General features: G+C 68.5%; 16 protein-coding genes and 2 pseudogenes. 9 read left to right on the top strand and 9 right to left on the bottom strand.

The annotated features are described in order from the left end of the window. Positions 1-285: 285 nt before the first annotated feature. Complete coding sequence (locus tag ACFYW5_RS35110) at positions 286-1,659, bottom strand: APC family permease (RefSeq protein ID WP_389421201.1); 1,374 nt, start codon at positions 1,657-1,659, stop codon at positions 286-288. Positions 1,660-2,330: 671 nt separating this feature from the next. Here ACFYW5_RS35110 and ACFYW5_RS35105 point away from each other — a divergent pair. Continuing rightward, on the top strand, positions 2,331-2,522 hold the full coding sequence (locus tag ACFYW5_RS35105) for a hypothetical protein (RefSeq protein ID WP_389421200.1): 192 nt from the start codon (positions 2,331-2,333) through the stop codon (positions 2,520-2,522). A 428-nt stretch (positions 2,523-2,950) separates the two neighbouring features. Here ACFYW5_RS35105 and ACFYW5_RS35100 read toward each other — a convergent pair whose 3' ends face one another. Both ACFYW5_RS35100 and ACFYW5_RS35095 read right to left on the bottom strand, forming a co-directional pair. Next, the gene (locus ACFYW5_RS35100) at positions 2,951-3,721 is read right to left on the bottom strand and encodes a class I SAM-dependent methyltransferase (protein ID WP_389421199.1); all 771 of its coding nucleotides are present in this window, start codon (positions 3,719-3,721) and stop codon (positions 2,951-2,953) included. Positions 3,722-4,329: 608 nt separating this feature from the next. After that, positions 4,330-4,644: pseudogene (locus ACFYW5_RS35095) on the bottom strand (transposase); the annotation flags it as partial. A gap of 254 nt (positions 4,645-4,898) precedes the next feature. On the opposite strand from ACFYW5_RS35095, the gene ACFYW5_RS35090 reads away from it, so the two are divergent. Beyond that, complete coding sequence (locus tag ACFYW5_RS35090) at positions 4,899-5,720, top strand: MerR family transcriptional regulator (RefSeq protein WP_389421198.1); 822 nt, start codon at positions 4,899-4,901, stop codon at positions 5,718-5,720. A gap of 231 nt (positions 5,721-5,951) precedes the next feature. On the opposite strand, the gene ACFYW5_RS35085 is transcribed toward ACFYW5_RS35090, so the two are convergent. Together ACFYW5_RS35085 and ACFYW5_RS35080 are read right to left on the bottom strand one after the other, a co-directional pair. Continuing rightward, entirely contained in the window at positions 5,952-6,221 is a 270-nt protein-coding gene (locus ACFYW5_RS35085; RefSeq protein WP_389421197.1) for a transposase, read from the bottom strand. A 239-nt stretch (positions 6,222-6,460) separates the two neighbouring features. Continuing rightward, positions 6,461-6,754 (bottom strand): DUF6233 domain-containing protein, encoded by a 294-nt coding sequence (locus tag ACFYW5_RS35080; RefSeq protein ID WP_389421196.1) that lies wholly within the window; start codon positions 6,752-6,754, stop codon positions 6,461-6,463. A gap of 264 nt (positions 6,755-7,018) precedes the next feature. Here ACFYW5_RS35080 and ACFYW5_RS35075 point away from each other — a divergent pair, with 264 nt between their 5' ends. Together ACFYW5_RS35075 and ACFYW5_RS35070 are read left to right on the top strand one after the other, a co-directional pair. After that, entirely contained in the window at positions 7,019-7,753 is a 735-nt protein-coding gene (locus ACFYW5_RS35075; RefSeq protein WP_389421195.1) for a class I SAM-dependent methyltransferase, read from the top strand. 174 nt (positions 7,754-7,927) lie between these two features. Continuing rightward, positions 7,928-8,251, top strand: coding sequence for a hypothetical protein (locus ACFYW5_RS35070; protein WP_389421194.1), 324 nt, complete (start codon positions 7,928-7,930; stop codon positions 8,249-8,251). Between the two features lie 151 nt (positions 8,252-8,402). On the opposite strand, the gene ACFYW5_RS35065 is transcribed toward ACFYW5_RS35070, so the two are convergent. Further along, a complete protein-coding gene (locus tag ACFYW5_RS35065) occupies positions 8,403-8,966 on the bottom strand; it encodes an SMI1/KNR4 family protein (RefSeq protein ID WP_389421193.1) in 564 nt (187 codons plus the stop codon). Positions 8,967-9,225: 259 nt separating this feature from the next. Between ACFYW5_RS35065 and ACFYW5_RS35060 the strand changes: the two genes are divergently transcribed. The 3 genes from ACFYW5_RS35060 to ACFYW5_RS35050 are packed head-to-tail and all read left to right on the top strand — an operon-like array spanning position 9,226 to position 9,965. Beyond that, the gene (locus ACFYW5_RS35060; RefSeq protein WP_389421192.1) at positions 9,226-9,384 is read left to right on the top strand and encodes a hypothetical protein; all 159 of its coding nucleotides are present in this window, start codon (positions 9,226-9,228) and stop codon (positions 9,382-9,384) included. Positions 9,385-9,392: 8 nt separating this feature from the next. Then, entirely contained in the window at positions 9,393-9,659 is a 267-nt protein-coding gene (locus tag ACFYW5_RS35055) for a hypothetical protein (protein ID WP_389421191.1), read from the top strand. Then, entirely contained in the window at positions 9,660-9,965 is a 306-nt protein-coding gene (locus tag ACFYW5_RS35050; RefSeq protein ID WP_389421190.1) for a hypothetical protein, read from the top strand. It abuts the gene before it with no gap. Positions 9,966-10,070: 105 nt separating this feature from the next. Here ACFYW5_RS35050 and ACFYW5_RS35045 read toward each other — a convergent pair. After that, positions 10,071-10,687, bottom strand: a pseudogene (locus ACFYW5_RS35045) (dihydrofolate reductase family protein). A 375-nt stretch (positions 10,688-11,062) separates the two neighbouring features. Continuing rightward, entirely contained in the window at positions 11,063-11,539 is a 477-nt protein-coding gene (locus ACFYW5_RS35040) for a carboxymuconolactone decarboxylase family protein (protein ID WP_389421189.1), read from the bottom strand. Between the two features lie 70 nt (positions 11,540-11,609). On the opposite strand from ACFYW5_RS35040, the gene ACFYW5_RS35035 reads away from it, so the two are divergent. Together ACFYW5_RS35035 and ACFYW5_RS35030 are read left to right on the top strand one after the other, a co-directional pair. Then, complete coding sequence (locus ACFYW5_RS35035) at positions 11,610-12,497, top strand: sigma-70 family RNA polymerase sigma factor (RefSeq protein ID WP_389421188.1); 888 nt, start codon at positions 11,610-11,612, stop codon at positions 12,495-12,497. Positions 12,498-13,512: 1,015 nt separating this feature from the next. Further along, complete coding sequence (locus tag ACFYW5_RS35030; protein WP_389421187.1) at positions 13,513-14,094, top strand: NUDIX hydrolase; 582 nt, start codon at positions 13,513-13,515, stop codon at positions 14,092-14,094. 717 nt (positions 14,095-14,811) lie between these two features. On the opposite strand, the gene ACFYW5_RS35025 is transcribed toward ACFYW5_RS35030, so the two are convergent. Beyond that, positions 14,812-15,585, bottom strand: coding sequence for a hypothetical protein (locus ACFYW5_RS35025; protein WP_389421186.1), 774 nt, complete (start codon positions 15,583-15,585; stop codon positions 14,812-14,814). Positions 15,586-15,628: the final 43 nt, after the last annotated feature.

The raw sequence follows: 15,628 nt of genomic DNA, 5'->3' as shown, positions 1-15,628 counted from the left end.
GCGTCAACGTCCTGTGGGCTCTGATCCGTGACCGACGGTGTTACGAAGTGACACCCCCAGCGACTACGGCAGCTTGACAACAGCATTAGGAAGCGGCCTTCAGGTGCTTCTTTGCGGGCTCTGCCGCCCGAAGGAGCCCCTGGAGCAGGCGGTGCGCCCGCAGACCGGGAAGCCTGCGGGCGTTATTGGCGTCGCGGGTACACAGCGTCGCGCTCCGGTGAATCCGCTCAGTCCGGCCCTCTCCGGTCGGCCCGCTCAGTCCCGGCTTGCTCGGTCACGGCTTGTTCAGTGCGGCCCGGTACCGGTCTGGTCCTCGCGTCGATGGCGGCGGGCGGCGATGAGGGCGGGGATGACACCTACCGCCAGGACGAGGAGTCCGCGTTTCCATACCTCGCCTTCGACGCGGGTGGCGAGGAGGATGCAAGATGCCGCGCCCAGGACGGGAACCACGGTGGGAATCCGGAAGTATGTGTGGTCGACGGTGTCCTTGCGCAGTACCAGAGCCGCGGTGTTGACCATGAAGAAGACCACGAGGAGGAGAAGCACCAGGGTCGAGGCCAGGGTGGCGACATCGCCGGTGAGGGCCAGGAGCAGCGACAGCGCCGTGGTGACGGCGATCGCGACCCAGGGGGTGCGGCGCTGCGGCAGCACGGTCGCAAGCCGGCGGGGCAGCAGCCCGTCGCGGGCCATGCCGAACGCCAGCCGGGAGGACATGATGCCGGTCAGCAGGGCTCCGTTGGCCACGGCGACCAGGGCGATCGCACTGAAGAGCCGCTCCGGTACCCCTCCCGCCGCTGTGACGACCTCCAGCAACGGACCACTGGACTCGGCCAGGATTGTGGCGGGGACGGCGGCGGTCGCCGCGAGCCCGACGAGCACGTAGATGAGCCCGGCGGTGCCCAGAGCGCCGAACAGCGCCCGGGGATAGGACCGCACCGGATCGCGCGTCTCCTCCGCCACGTTGACGGATGTCTCGAAACCGACGAAGGAGTAGTACGCGAGCACGGCGCCGCTGAGCACGGCGGCGGCCGCGCCCTTGTGCGGGGTACCGAGGTCGGTCAGCGCATCGAGGTGTCCGTCACCGCGCAGCACGATCCACGCCCCGAGCACGACCACGATCAGCAGGCCGCCGACCTCGATGACCGTCGCGACCACGTTGGCGCGGGTCGACTCCTTGATGCCGCGTGCGTTGAGCAGGGCGAGCGCCGCAAGGAAGACCACGACGACCGCCGCCACGGGCAGCGACACGAACGCGGTCAGATAGTCACCGGCGAAGCCGCGGGCCAGCGCGGCGACGGAGACGATGCCGGCCGCCAGCATGCAGTAGCCCGCCAGGAACCCGGCGAACGGCCCGTAGGCCCGTGTCGTGTAGTGGGAGGCCCCACCGGCGCGCGGGTACTTCGTCGCCAGCTCGGCGTAGCTCCCTGCGGTCAGCATCGCCAGGCACAGTGCCACGCTCAACGGCACCCAGACCGCTCCGCCGGACGCGGCGACGATCTGCCCCACCAGGACATACACGCCGGCGCCCAAAACGTCACCGAGGATGAAGAAATAGAGCAGCCGCGTGGACAGAGCGGAATCGAGCGGGCTCTGCTTCGGCGTCCGGTCGCCGGGGTGCGGCCCACGCTGCGCGGATGCCGAGGATTGGGAGGTGTCCATGTGCTCAGGCCGCCTCTCGCCCAAGCGCCCCAACCTCACCGCAGGGGCGCTCAAGGCGGCGCCCGAGCTGCGCAGCTGGGGCCGGCTGCCCCGATCGCCGAAGGCCCGGCCGTCCCCACGCCTCCGCGCCAGGGATGGCAGACAGGTCAAAGTCGCTGCTCGCTGCGCCGCGCGGCGAAGCGGTAGATCTTTCCATATGCAGGTAAGTAGCCCGCCGGACGAGACGCAAACGCAGGCGAGCGGGTGATACGGCCTACCCGATCCTTCCCCCGCGATCACGGGCGCCCACGGCTGCTGCCGCCCGTAGGCCACCGGCCGTCGAGCGGCGAGAGTGTACGGGCCAGCTCCCGGCTTCCCAGCTCCCTGCTCCCCTGAGCCCCCGAGCCGCACGCTCCGGGGCCTTGACTCAGCCCCCGGCTCCCCAAGCCGACGCCTCGGCGCCCGGCTTCCTGTTCCCCTATCCCAGGGCCCCCGCTCCTGACACGGCAGCCCACACACCAGGAAGCACCCGGCCTCAAGCGCTCTGCGGCAAGTACGCCTGCACGCGGTTCCCGCCGCACGTCCGCACCCTTGCCCCGGACCCCACGTCACACCAGGCCCAGCGGCTCCGAAGACCGCGGTGGATCCCGTCCCTACCGGGGATACCAGCGAGCTTGGAGCCGATACGGTCCGTGGCACTCACCCAGAAGATGAGCGGGCGGCTGGAGGCCTACGGACGGTCCGAGATGAACGCCCCGACCGAGAAGGCCGCCGACTGCGCAGGCAGCAGCGTCAACGCGAAGACGCCCGTCCTCGTCGCCGCGCCGTCCACCGCAGGCGAGCCAAGCTCGGCGCCACGGCCCTCACCCAGAGTGCTTCGCTGAGCCGGTCGCCGCTGACCTGACGCAAGGGAGCCGGGCGGCGCCCTGAGTCTGCGTACCAGTCAGGTGACCCCGTTGACCGCAACGGTCCTCACCGAAGCGCGCGGCTCGTCATCGGGGACCTGGACGAGCGCGTCAGCCGGTGCCGGTGCGGCTGAGCGGGCGGACGGTGAGAGCGATACTGCACGCCGTCGACCTGGTGCTCTACGGCGGCGGGAGGTCGCCCGTCGTGAACGGTTGGGCGCCAAGGGGGAGGGCGCGGGCGTGGCTGGATCGTGACCACTGCCTGCAAGCCCAGCCTGGTCCGCGGATCTGGCTGGCTCGTGGCTCGGGGGTAGGGCGTCGCCGCGAGCTGATCATTTGAGGCGTACCGCCGTGGCCAAGCCCCCTCAAGGCTGGCTTTTGTGTGCAGGCGGACGGCTCGCTTGGTTCTACAGGTCCGCCACGAGGAGCCGGTAGCCGGCATCGAGGGCTTCGCGGTCGAGGAGGTCGGCATGGCGTTGGTGCCACCGGCCGCGGGACAGGTCGTCCTCCAGCCGAGCCAGGCCAGGCTGGAGAACTTCGTTGCTGGTCTGGGCGAACAGCGAGATACCGGCCCGTACGTGCGGGTCGAGGTATGCCTGGGGCCGGCGCCAGAAGGCGGCGAGGAATCCGTCGGTGCAGTCGTGGGGGATGGGGACGGTTTCGATGCGGGCGCCTCCGAGCAGCGTGGCCAGGCGGGCGACCGCGACGGCTCGTGTGCGGTCGAAAGCAGCTGCTTCGGGCAGGTACTCCTGCAACAGCCAGAAGCTGTGGTTGATGTCGGGGTCGAAGGTGAGGATGACGATCCGCTGCCGGGCGATGCGGCGCAGTTCACTGATGCCGGCTTCCAGGTTGCTCCAGTGGTGCACGGTCAGCAGGGCCATCGCCGCATCGGCTGAGTCGTCGGCCACGGGGACTGACTCTGCGGATGCTTCCACGGCCGGTGCGGATCCGGCGGGGCGCTGGGCGATCATCACCGAGCTGGGTTCAACAGCCAGCACCGTGTGTGACGGTTCGTAGGATCCGGTGCCGGCTCCTACGTTGATCACTGTGGTGGCACCACCGAGGGCTTGATGGATCCTGGCGGCGATTCGGGGGTCTGGTCGCCGGGTGCCGGCGTAGGCCGCACCGATGCTGTTGTAAGTCGCCACACCACACAGTCTGCGCTTGTCGCTGAACATCGGGAAGAGCGCGCAGCGTTGTCCGCTGCCACCGACGGAACAGACCGCCGTGGGCCGTCGGCCAGCGCGGGGCCGGGGGCGTTGCGACTCGTCCCTTTCCGCCCGTGCGGGGCCGGCTCTTGATGCCCTGGCCGCATCCCGGGGATGGCCGGGGCGGAGCCGGTGTAACGGGGGTTGCGGGGCTGGCCATGGTCGGTGTGCTGCTACGCCGGTGATGGCCATCGCCGTGGGGCGGTCGAGGTCACCAATGCGGGGGTGGGGGAGTCGGGTTGGGCTCGGGCTGGTGGCGGAGGGGGCAGGCTTCTGGGTGCGTGCGGCGCTGCCTACGTCGTGCACCGCCAGGTGACGTGGCGCGCCCCTTGGCGCTGCGTTCGGCTCGGTCACGGTGATGGCTGCGGCTGTCGGCGTGATCGTCGCCCGGTGGACCGCACGCCCGTGCGTGGCCGTGGTACCGGGGAGGGCCGGCCGCGCACGAGCGGGCCTGGCGGGCCCGGTTGCGGCGCCAGGACCTGGCGGAGTCAGGCACAGCCCGCAAGAGTGCCGGAATGTATGGCGCGCGAGACACTTTTGTCCTGGGTCATCGGACCTTGCGTGCGGGCCCGTGTGGCTCCCCCTTTTAGCGCCCTGACGTGCGAGGAATCCACTACACAGCGGGACCAGTCCAGCTTACGCTCCGCGTTCAGTTCGGCGAGAAGAACCTCGTGGAGTCTTTGCCAGACCCCGGCTTCGTTCCAGTCCCGCAGCCGACGCCAGCACGTCATGCCCGAACCGAACCCCAGCTCCTGAGGCAGGTACTCCCACTGGATGTCCGTGTGCAGCACGTACAAGATCCCGCACAGCACCTGCCGGTCCGGCAACGGCTTGCGGCCCGGATACCGGAACCGACGCTGTCGCTTCGGCAGCAGCGGCTCGTTCCGCTCCACAACTCATCCGACACGATCCACGATGATGCCCCCACACTCCGGACAACGCTCAACTCGCCGTCCAGACACGGCCGACAGTCCCGCCTCACCTCATTTCGCTAGCCGCTATAAGAGGGTGTCTCACGTCGTGGCTCTCCGTGACCGGCACTTCACATGGTTGGCCCTTGGGTTACCGTCAGCGGGGCTGTCGCAGCTCGGGCGGGAAGTGGCTTGTTGACCCTCACACCGTGTCAGGCGCTGAAGTCGGAGACATCATGTTCACCATCGGAGACTTCGCCCGGCACGGCCGCGTATCGGTTCGTATGCTGCGTCACTACGACGCCACTGGACTGCTACGCCCGGCCCATGTCGACCCCGCCACCGGCTACCGGTACTACTCGGCTGCCCAGTTGGCCCGCCTCAACCGCGTCATCGCGCTGAAAGACCTCGGCCTGACCCTCCACCAGGTCCAGCAGATCCTGGACGAGAAGGTCACCACCGAAGAACTGCGCGCCATGCTGCGGCTGCGGCGGGCCGAGTTGGAGGTCGCCATGGCCGCCGCCGCGGCGCGACTGGTCCAGGTCGAGGCGAGGCTCCGGTCGATCGAGAGTGAGGGGCACATGCCCACGAACGACGTCGTCTTCAAGAGCATCCCGGCGGTCCGGGTGGCGGAGCTGACCGCGACCGCCGCGAGCTTCGACCCCGAGGACATCAGCCCGGTCATCGGGCCGCTCTACGACGAGCTGTTCCGGCGCCTGGACGCGGCCGGGGTGACGCCGGCCGGGCCCGGTATCGCCTACTACGAGGACGTCCCGGAGGGCGGTGGCAGCATCAGCATCCACGCCGCCGTCCAGGTCGCGGCCCCGCTCCAGGACGGCGCCTTCCGGGTGCTCGACCTGCCGCCCGTCGACCAGGCGGCGTCCATCGTGCACCGCGGCTCGATGGACACCGTGCTGCCCACGGCCCAGACACTGGCCTTCTGGATCGAGGAAAACGGGTATCGGTCAGTCGGATACCCCCGGGAGATCACCCTGGAGTGCCCGGACAGCCGCGACGACTGGGTGACCGAACTCCAGGCGCCGGTGACCAAGCCCTGAAACCCAGTGGGCCATCGTCGCAGGATCAGGCCCCCTACGGGCTCGAACGTCACGGCCGGGCAGTCGGTGGTCGCAGCTGTCCGCGGCTGCCCGACCGTCGTTCGGCGAGCTTCTTATAGCAGGTCAGCGCGGCGGCGAGACCGAGGAACGCAAGGAAGTAAGTGCCCTTTCGCTCGTACCGGACGGTGAGTCGGCGGTATCCGAAGAGCCGTGAGATCGACCGCTCGATCTTCAGCGGTGGCGGCCAAGCCGTTCGCCGGACTCGATTCCCGGGCGTGCGATTCGCGGGATCAAGCCGCAGTCGCGGAGCCAGGCCAGGTGGTCGGCGGAGAAGTACGCCTTGTCAGCGCGGATCTTGACCGCTCGCCGTCGGCGCGGTCCACGCCGGGAGCGGATGTCTGGTATCGCCGGGATCAGTGGCGTGAACGCCTGGCTGTCGTGCAGGTTCGCCCCGGACACCGCGACGGCCAGGGGGAAGACCCTGAGCGTCGGACAGGACATGCAGTTTGCTGCCCTTCTTGCCGCGATTGATCGGATTCGGCCCGGTCAGGGTGCCCCCCCTTTCGCCCGGACGGACGCTGCGTCGATGATCGCCGACGTCCACTCGACCTCACCCCTGGCCCCGAGTTCATCCAGACGCTTTCGCCGAGGTGTGCGGTGGGGGAGGGGAGCGCGGCGGTGACGCAGCGGGTGCGGACGGGGTTCGGGGGCGTTCACCGGCTGTGCAGCGGTGACCTGCCTCAGGCCGCTGCCGCGGCTATGTTGAGGATGCCCAGCTGGTTGTCGGGCTGGCAGTGGGTGCCTGCCCGCAATCCTGTCGCGAGGAGCCGGCGGGTTTCGTCACGGCTGACGGCTCGCCGCCGCTTTCCTGCCATGTGGCAGTCGCCGGCGTGGACCTCGATGGGTGGCTGGCTGGAGCCGATGCCGAGTTCGACGATCCAGTTGGGCGGTGCCGGGCGGCTTTGCCTGCCGTGTTCCTCTCGGCCTCCCGCTGCCTGAGGGTTGCGATCTTGGCGTCGATGCGGTCCACCCACAGGGCGTGCCAGACTCGCAGCATCTTCAGGCGGTCCAGGTCAGGCAGCAGGTCAGCGAACAAATTTTTGATTCCATGCCCATGATCCACCGTCCGCACCCTCGCGTGTTCGATTGTTCGGTGCCATCGATATTCGATCTTTGTCATCGTAGGTTGATCATCAGCAAGTTTGTGCCACCGGAGTTTGATCGGTAGCGGGTGCTGGCGATCAGGGCAGGCGAAACGCAGTCGCTCTTGAGGGCTGGCTCTGTATACGTTCGCCTGCATGGCTGACGACTGCTTCGGACATCCGCGACTTGCCGCGATCTACGATCCGCTCGACCCCGACCGCAGCGATCTCGATGCCTATCTCCGGATGGCGGAAGAGTTCGGCGCGAATCAAGTTCTCGACATCGGCTGCGGCACAGGGGTATTCGCACTTCTCCTGGCCGACCGCGGGATGGACGTTGTCGGCATCGACCCCGCCCAGGCATCCATCGACGTCGCCCGAGCCAAATCGGGCAGCGAACGAGTGCGCTGGATCTGCGGTGACGCCACAGCCCTCCCGCCGCTGCAGGTCGACCTCGCGACGATGACAGCGAACGTCGCCCAGGCCATCACAGGTCCCGACACCTGGCACAAGACATTGCGGGGAGCCTACGAGGCACTACGGCCCGGCGGGCACCTGGTCTTCGAGACCCGCGATCCGGCCAGACGCGCCTGGGAAGAGTGGACCCGCGAGAACTCCTACCGCGTGACGGAGATCCCGGGCGTCGGCTCCGTCGAGACCTGGGTTCAACTGATCGAGGTGAGCTGGCCCCTGGTGACCTTCCGCTCGACCTACATCTTCGCCGCGGACGGACAGGTACTGACCTCGGACTCGACCCTGCGCTTCCGGGAGCGGGAAGAGATCGAGACGGACCTGGTCGCCCACGGCTACGTGGTGCAAGACGTGCGCGATGCACCTGACCGGCCGGGCAGAGAGTTCGTCTTCCTCGCACGACGCCCTGATCCACAGTGATCCACGGCCGCAGGACGAAAACCCTCTCGCTGACCTGTGCGCTCACGAGCCGCTCGCTGCGGGCTGGAAGATGCTTGACCCTTTGGGGTGACACGGCGCATGCCAAGGGATCGCACGGGACCGGATGGGTGTTGCCTGACGGGCAGGAGCTAACGCACCAGCGAGGGGCTAGACATGACCGACAAGACACCGCAGGGCGAGGCGACCGAGGGAACGCGCATCAGGCTGGGCCCGGTCGATGAGACCGGTGGGGCGCAGGCAGACGACACGGGCCTGACGCTGATCTCGGCCGACGAGGTCAAACCCGAGGAGGTGGGGGTGTTGAGCCTGCGCTACGTGGACGGCACACCGACGCTCGTCATCAGCGGCGGGCAGGTCATCCCGCAAGGGCTCAAAGTCGTTGACGCGGCTGGTGAGCCCGTTGCGTTTTATACGGCGGACCCTGCTACGCCTGCCGGGACCCGCTACTACCGGTTTGCGTCTGAGTGCGTCAAATAGGGAGCTGCCCGCACCAGGTATGAATCTGCGCCACCCGCAATTTTGCTCGGGGTCCTCCAGCTTCCGTGGTGTCAGACCGACCAGGGGCCAAGTGAAGCGCTCAGTGAGGTGCGTCAGCAGCGAGCCAGGTCGTCGGGAGCGGCCGACGGGGTCACTGCCCGGTTATTCCAAGGGTCTGGTCGGCCGTTGCGAAGCGGTGATCCGTCGGCTTCAGCACGTCGTAGAGGTAGCCGAAGTACTCCGTTTCCGCCGTTCCGGTGAGCACCGCCAGTAGGAAGGCGACGCACCCCATGTCGTGGTGCTCCCAAAGGGGGCCGCGCCCCTCGTTGTAGAGCACGGTCCAGTCGTCGGGGTGCTGACCGGGCCGCGCGAGCCAGTACAGGAACGCTCCCGTGCCCTCCTCGAATGCCCACGGCAGGATCCTCGCCCCCTCCTCCTGCAGGCCAGCGGGTTTGTCCTCGAACTCCCACAGGGCGGCCAGGATCTCGCGCCGTTCCGTCGTCTGCGCGTGCAGGTCACAGTCGTCGTAGGCGGAATCGGGGACGAGCAGCCAGATCGTCTCGTCGAAGATGCCGTCGCCGTATGTCTCGACGAGCTGCTTGTAGTCGGCGGGCAGAGCCAGACCGAGGGTGCGCTCGGCTTGCGCCCAGTCCACCGCGGGCGGCGGATTGGCCGGCGGCGTGCAGAGGTGGACGAGCGCATCGAGGGTGATCATGGAACGGACGCTACCGGGACACCAGCCGGTACCCGTGGGAGGGTCGTAGGCCGGGCGAAGATCGGCAGCGGAACCCGGCCCAGGTACCGCTCGGCACGCCGGAAGCTGCGTCTGTCGGGTGGTCGATGAGCGCACACTTGGCCGGTTGGGTCACCTGCAGCACCCAGTCACAGCTGGCCGGTCGCACCATGATCCACCGTTCCCGTTCTCGCATGTTCGATTATATGTTCTATAACGTGGGAGGTAGGAGGCGGGTGTCATGACTGCGGACGTACCGGCACGCCAGAGGTCGGCGGTGATGCATGTGCGCTGCCAGGACCGCCTGCCCGAGGAGACCTACCGGCAGGTGCTGGAACTGCTGGCGGAGCTCTCCCCAGTTGTGCAGGCGCTGCCGCCCGCCGCAGCCCTGGTGGGCTGAAGGGGGCCTTGCGCTACCACGGCACCGGCCCCCGCCACCTGGGCGACATCCTGCGCGTGCGGACGCTGTCCCGCCTGGATATCGACGTGCGTGTCGGCATCGGACCCTCGGTCACCGTCGCGGCCACCGCCTCCTCCCAGATCGGCGAGCCCGGCGGCGTCCTGGCCGTCGACCCCGACCAAGCCACCGCATGGTTGGCCGGGCTGCCGGTCGAGGCCCTGCACGGCATCGGAGTGCGCCAGGCCTCCGTGCTGCGCGACTACGGCATCCGCTGAGTGGGCCTGCTTGCCGTCGTTCCGCGCGTCACCGTCCAGCGTCTTCTGGGCGGCTGCGTCGGCCGCATGGCCGCCGACCGGGCCCGGGGTATCGACCTGAGCCCCGGCATCCCCCAAGCGCTGCCCGCCGCCGCGACCGTCTGCCACGCCTTTCCCCAGCACACCCTGGACGGCGCCAGCGTCCGTGCCGCCCTCCTCGACATGATGGTCCGGCTCGGGCACCTGCTGCGTCGCCGAGGTCAGGCGGCCCGTGCGCTGACGCTCAGCCTGACCTTCGCCGGTAACAGCAGCTGGAGCGAGTTCTGACAGCACTGCGGTACCTGCCAGGGCAGCATCGGGGTGCTCCTGGTGAAAGGTCCTGGTCATCTCGCAGATGTCCAGGGGCAAGCCGTACGCGGCGATCCGACGTGATCACCGTACCGGTATGAAGATGCGCGGGCTTGAGCGCAAGTACAACGTGTAGTGGCGAACGGTCAAGAAGGCGTGGACTGGTCTGGCCGGAGCCCCGCAAGACCCTGAGGACCGGTCACTTTGCAGCTCATCGGGGGACTGCCAAAGTCGTACTCCGGTCCCGAGCTTTACCGGCGAGACCGCCACGTGCAGGGTGTCGACGAGGCTTGCGTCGAGAAACTGCCGGATGGTGGTGGTCCCGCCGCCGAGTCGGACGTCCTTGCCCTGGGCCGCCTCCCGGGCCTGTTCGAGGACCGTGGCCGGGTTGCCGTCGACGAAGTGGAACGTGGTGTCGGAAAGCGCGAACGAAGGACGCTTGTGGTGGGTCATGACGAACACCGGGGTGTGGAACGGGGGCTCGTCACCCCACCAGCCCTGCCACTCATGGCCCTGCCAGGCCCCGCGCTGGGGCCCGAACTTGTTGCGGCCCATGATCTCGGCGCCGATGTTGCGTGCGTAGTCCCGCGTGAGGTAGTCGTCCAGGCCTCGGCTCAGCTGGCCCGGGCGCACCGGCCCCGGGGGGTACCGATGCCGTCACTCGAGACGTTGAAGTTCTGAACTCTCAATAGCTGGGCCACGCGTTCCTCCTGTGACGGGGGTGACAACAGTGGTGAGACTCTCCGGGGCAGGCGAACTCATCGCAACCGAGTTTCCTCCTGCTTGGTCATCAAGGAGGCTTGGAGGAGCTGTCGCAGAGGGCGGGCGGCCCATGCGGTGACGTCATTTTTCATGAACATTCTGGTCACCGTCGATCGCCGGCTGACGCTTGAACCGGTAGACAAACGCTGCCGCTTGTAGTGAACGAAGCCAAGTCGAACTGTTCACGAGTTCGGGCAGCGCAGGTCTCGCCCGTGAGCTCGAGGTGGTGCCGGTGACGGAGTTCTGCGGCCACCGGCACCGTCGCCGCGGGCGGGCATGTACTTCGCCCCCTGACGGCACGACAGCAGCGCCGGTCACCAGGTGGTGCCGGCAGGCTCCTCGATGGTGGTGTTGATGCGGTTGAAGAAGTTGGTCAGGCCGATCATCAGGATGATCGCGGAGAGCTGCTCCTCGTTGAAGTGGTCCGCGGCCTCGTTCCACACCTCGTCGGGAACGGCCTTGCCGGAACGGTCGGCGATCCGGGTGGCGGCCTCGGTCAGCGCCAGGGCGGTGCGCTCCTCGTCGGTGAAGAACGGGGTCTCGCGCCAGGCGGCTACGGCGTGGAGGCGTTCTTCGCTCTCGCCGTGCTTCTTCGCGCCCGCCACGCCGGCGAACACGCAGGCGCTGCAGCCGTTGATCTGGCTGGCCCGCAGATGGACCAGTTCCAGGATCTGCGGGGAGACGCCACCTTGGTACATGGCCTTGTAGATGTTCTGGATGCCCTTCATGGCGTCCGGCAGGACCAGGGCGGGGTTCTTCATCCGGGCGGTGATCGCGGTTGCGGCGTTCATCTGATGCTCTCCTGGTGATCCGTTAGCGTCTGTCACTGGACCGACGGATCCGAAGGCGGGGGTGTGACAGGTGAGCGAAAGTTTTTCTCCGACCGACTGTTTCGAGGTGGAACGGCCGGGGCTGCGGGCGGTGGCCTACCGGATGCTGGGTTCGCTCGCCGAGGCGGAGGACGCCGTCCAGGAGGCATGGCTCAAGCTCAGCCGCACCGATGTGAGCGAGGTGAGGAACCTGGGGGCCTGGCTCACCACGGTCGTCGGCCGGGTATGCCTGGACATGCTGCGATCGCGTGCCTCGCGGCGTGAGGATCCGCTGCCCGAGCAGGACGGGCTGGTCCGTCTGCCGGACCCGGTGGTCACCGCGCCGGCCCGCGTCGATCCCGAGCGGGAGGTCCTGATCGCGGACGAGGTGGGCATCGCCCTCATGATCGTTCTGGAGGCTCTCTCCCCGGACGAGCGACTCGCCTTCGTCCTCCATGACATGTTCGACGTGCCCTTCGACGACATCGCCCCCATCCTCGGCCGCACCACGGTCTCCACCCGGCAGCTCGCCAGCCGCGCCCGCCGCCGTGTCCAGGGCGCCACCCCGGCGGCCGACACGGACAACGCCCGCAAACGCGACGTCGTCAACGCCTTCCTGACCGCCTCCCGCGGCGGCGACTTCGAAGCACTCCTGGCCGTCCTCCACCCCGACGTCGTCGCGCGCTCCGACGGCGGCACGCTCGTCCCGAGCATCCTGCGGCGCGGCGCGGCCGACGTGGCCTCCCAGGCCATCACCTTCGCCCGCTTCGCGGCGAACGCACATCTGGTACTGGTCAACGGCGCACCCGGCGTCGTCTCGTTCGCCGAGGACCGACGACCGCTGTCCGTCATGTCGTTCACCATCCGCGACGGCCGCATCACCGGACTCGACATCCTCACCGACCCCGACCGCCTGACCACCCTCGGCTTGACCGCTTGACCGCTTGACCGCCTGACCGCCTGACCGGCCGAGCGATGCCCGCCACTCCTATGGTGCGCACCGGATGACGATGGACGCCATTGTGGTGCGCACCGCGGTGTCCACCGCAACCGGTGCGCATGCCAAGCACTTTGTGCAACCGGTGCGCCGAACCGCGTTGGTACGCGCACCGGCACCCCTTCTCAAGGTGCGGCCGGGTTCGCGCGGGACCTCTTGCCTCCCTCTGCTATCCGGCCCATGCCCAAGGACAGTGGGCCCTGGCACTCGCCGACGTCGTCTGCGCGAGGCCGAAGGCCGGCTGTCCAATACCGTTGGAGGGCACCGTGCGCTGCGTCCAGAACGGCGCCCGCCTCGTCCGCGCCCTCTACGAACGCCGCGCTCACCTCGAAGAGGGTTGCACCGAGAGGCGGCTGAACCGTTGGCTGGACGGTTACCCGCAGCGGGGTGGGACGGAAGGCGGGCAACTGATCTCCAGCCGGATGTTGTGGCGTCGGTCACGAACAAACCCATACTGCAAGGGCTGTTCGAGGCGAAAGACGGACAGCTGCCGGGTCTGGTCGTCAGTTCGCGGACAAGCGGTCCTTCCTCATGGTGGTTCGGGCCCGTGCGCGCATCCGCGCACCGGGCCGGACGACTGCCGACCCGGCCAGCAGGCCGGAGGACACCGTGCCAGCCCTCGACCGACCCCTCTCTTCGCGCCGCTCCGCGCGGCCGCGATCCTGGAGCCTGACCCCTCACGACTTGGCCGTCCGGCGCGGCTGCGCCCGGCGTTTCGGCTGCTGGTCAAGCCTTGGTGAGGCCCTTCCGCTGGCGCTTGCGTTTCCACTGCCGAAGCCACTTCTGTGCCCGGCATCCGCCCACTCGGTATTTCCCCTTGTCACCACGGGAGCACGAGGTGGGTCAAAGCAGGCCACGAGTTGTGCCGGCGGGCTCAGCCAGTCGCGCACGGAGGTTTCTTCGCACCGGCGGTGGGACTTCCCGCAGTGGCGGTGTTTCCGAAACTCCCCCGCCAGCGATGCGGCTGTTCATCCGTCACGATCGGATCGGACTTTCCCGGCGATGCACTGGGAATCATAGCGAGGTGCCCCAATCCAAAGACCCACCCCTCGCAGTCGACGGTCGCGGCAATGACTTGGTCTCCTTCGCACCCGGGATCGAGGGCGCGCCACCGCTTGACGCGCCGCTGCCGGCGGCGTTGGTCGCCGTCTGGCACGCTGACCGTGTCCTCATGGTCTTCGATCGATTCCGGCAGGTCTGGGAGCTGCCTGGTGGCCGCATAGAGGAAGGTGAATCCCCTCGTCAGGCAGCCGCGCGCGAGTTGCTGGAGGAGAGCGGTCAGGTACCCGACGGACCGTTACGGTTCATCGGCTACGCGGGCTTTGTACTCGCGCCCGACCAGCGAGCTGAGTACGCGGCGTTGTTCGCAGGCCGTACCACCGAGATTCAGGGCTTCCAGGCCACCGAGGAGATCGCGGCCATCCGCTGGTGGAACCTCCAGGAAGCCCTCCCGGGACGTGTTCAAACCCTGGACGCTTACCTCGCCCGGCTCACGCGCGAGTCGGGCTCCGGCCTCTCTCACGAGCCACGGCGAGGTTAAATCTCAAGCTCGGGCGATTGCCCTACTCATCCGCCAGAACGAGCAGGTCACCGCCACTTGCCGGTCCCAGTTGGACCAAGAGCCCTTGGGGGCACAGGGAAGTCGATCGTTCCGGAGCGGGCGGCCTGAGGCCGACAGCTTCTTGTCCCCGAGCGTGGTCACGGCACGTCACCTTCATGCGTCCAGCGCTGGCCTTCAGGCCGTCTCTCGGCTCCGGGGCCGGGGTCGGGTAGGAGTCTGTGAGGCATCGTTTTTCGTCGCGGGGTGGGCGGTGATGACCAGGTTGGCTCGGTATTTTTTCGCTGTCACATCCCAGTCGGCGCAGGTGATGAGCGTCAACTGCGGGTGGGCGGTGGGGCCGTAGACCGTCCCGGAAGGCACGGAACCCTTGGCGTAGACGTGCATGGCGGTGACGGTGAATCGGAGCCGTCCTTGGCGGTGTCGACCGCCTCCAGGGGCGCTGCCAGGCCGATGCGCCCGGCTGTGATCCGGACCGGCTCGGAGGCGGGCAGCACGGGAGTGTCGCGGCCGGGGCCGGTCGGGGCTGTGGGCGGCTGGGCCTGGACGTGGGCTGACGGAGGCGGGGCGGGCGGCGGCTGCTGGTGGGGCAGGAACGCGGCGGCCAGCAGGCCCAGCCCCGCGGTGGCGCATGCGGTGGCCGTCGCGGTGTAGGCACCGCGACGGCCCCTGAAGCAGTGAAACGCCATACCAGCCGGGTCAGCCCTGGCTGGTGCTGCGGCGGCGCAGACCGTACGCGGCCACGGCCCCGACAAGCAGAGCGGCGCCGCCCGCGGCGGCGGCGGTGTTCACGCCGGTCTGGGTTCCGCCCTGGCCGCCGGCCACGGCGCCCTTGGCGGCCATCTTCAGCGCCCCGCACAGGGCCGGGTTGGTGGCCTCCGACGGCAGCGACGGGTCGAGGTCGCTCGGGCCGAGGACGTTGTCGTAATTGCCGTTGCCGTTGTAGTCGATGCCGTGGACGACGACGACACCGGTGCCCTCGCGCAGGCTCTTGGCGGCCTCGTCGCTGAGGGTGATGGAGCGCTCGTAGTGGACGTTGTCGCCGACGGGGAAGCGGTCGATGGCCAGCCCGGAGTCGGGGCTGGTGTCGCCGGTGGTGGTCAGCGAGGTGCCGATGCCGCCGTAGAAGGGGGCGCCGTCAGTGGTGTTGAGGGACAGATTGCCGTTGCGCTTCTTGGCGACCGACTCGGGCGGGCACACGCCCTTGGCGTTGATGTGGAAGTGCTGGGCGTGCGGGGCGCCGGCCAGCAGGCCGCTGTGCTTGACCGTCACGTGGGCCTTGGTGCCCTCCAGGTGCACCATGGCGGTGCCCGATCCGGTCACCTTGTTGACCTTGAACGGGTTCAGCGTCGCGTGCAGCGTGATGGCCTTGTCGTAGCCGGAGGAGTCATCGGCCACCGCCGCCGGGGCGAGCGCCACCGCAGGCGCCAGAGCAGCCAGTGCAGCAAGCGCACAGGCAGTTTTCTTCGTCATTCGAGTCTCCACTGCAGAGAGGATCGGCGCGGCCGGCTCCACC

Origin of the sequence: Streptomyces sp. NPDC002779 (genome assembly GCF_042888685.1) — a bacterium.
In the GTDB taxonomy this organism is placed as follows: domain Bacteria; phylum Actinomycetota; class Actinomycetes; order Streptomycetales; family Streptomycetaceae; genus Streptomyces.
The sequence above is the reverse complement of the archived record's forward strand: the minus strand, read 5'-3'. Positions and strand labels throughout refer to the sequence as shown.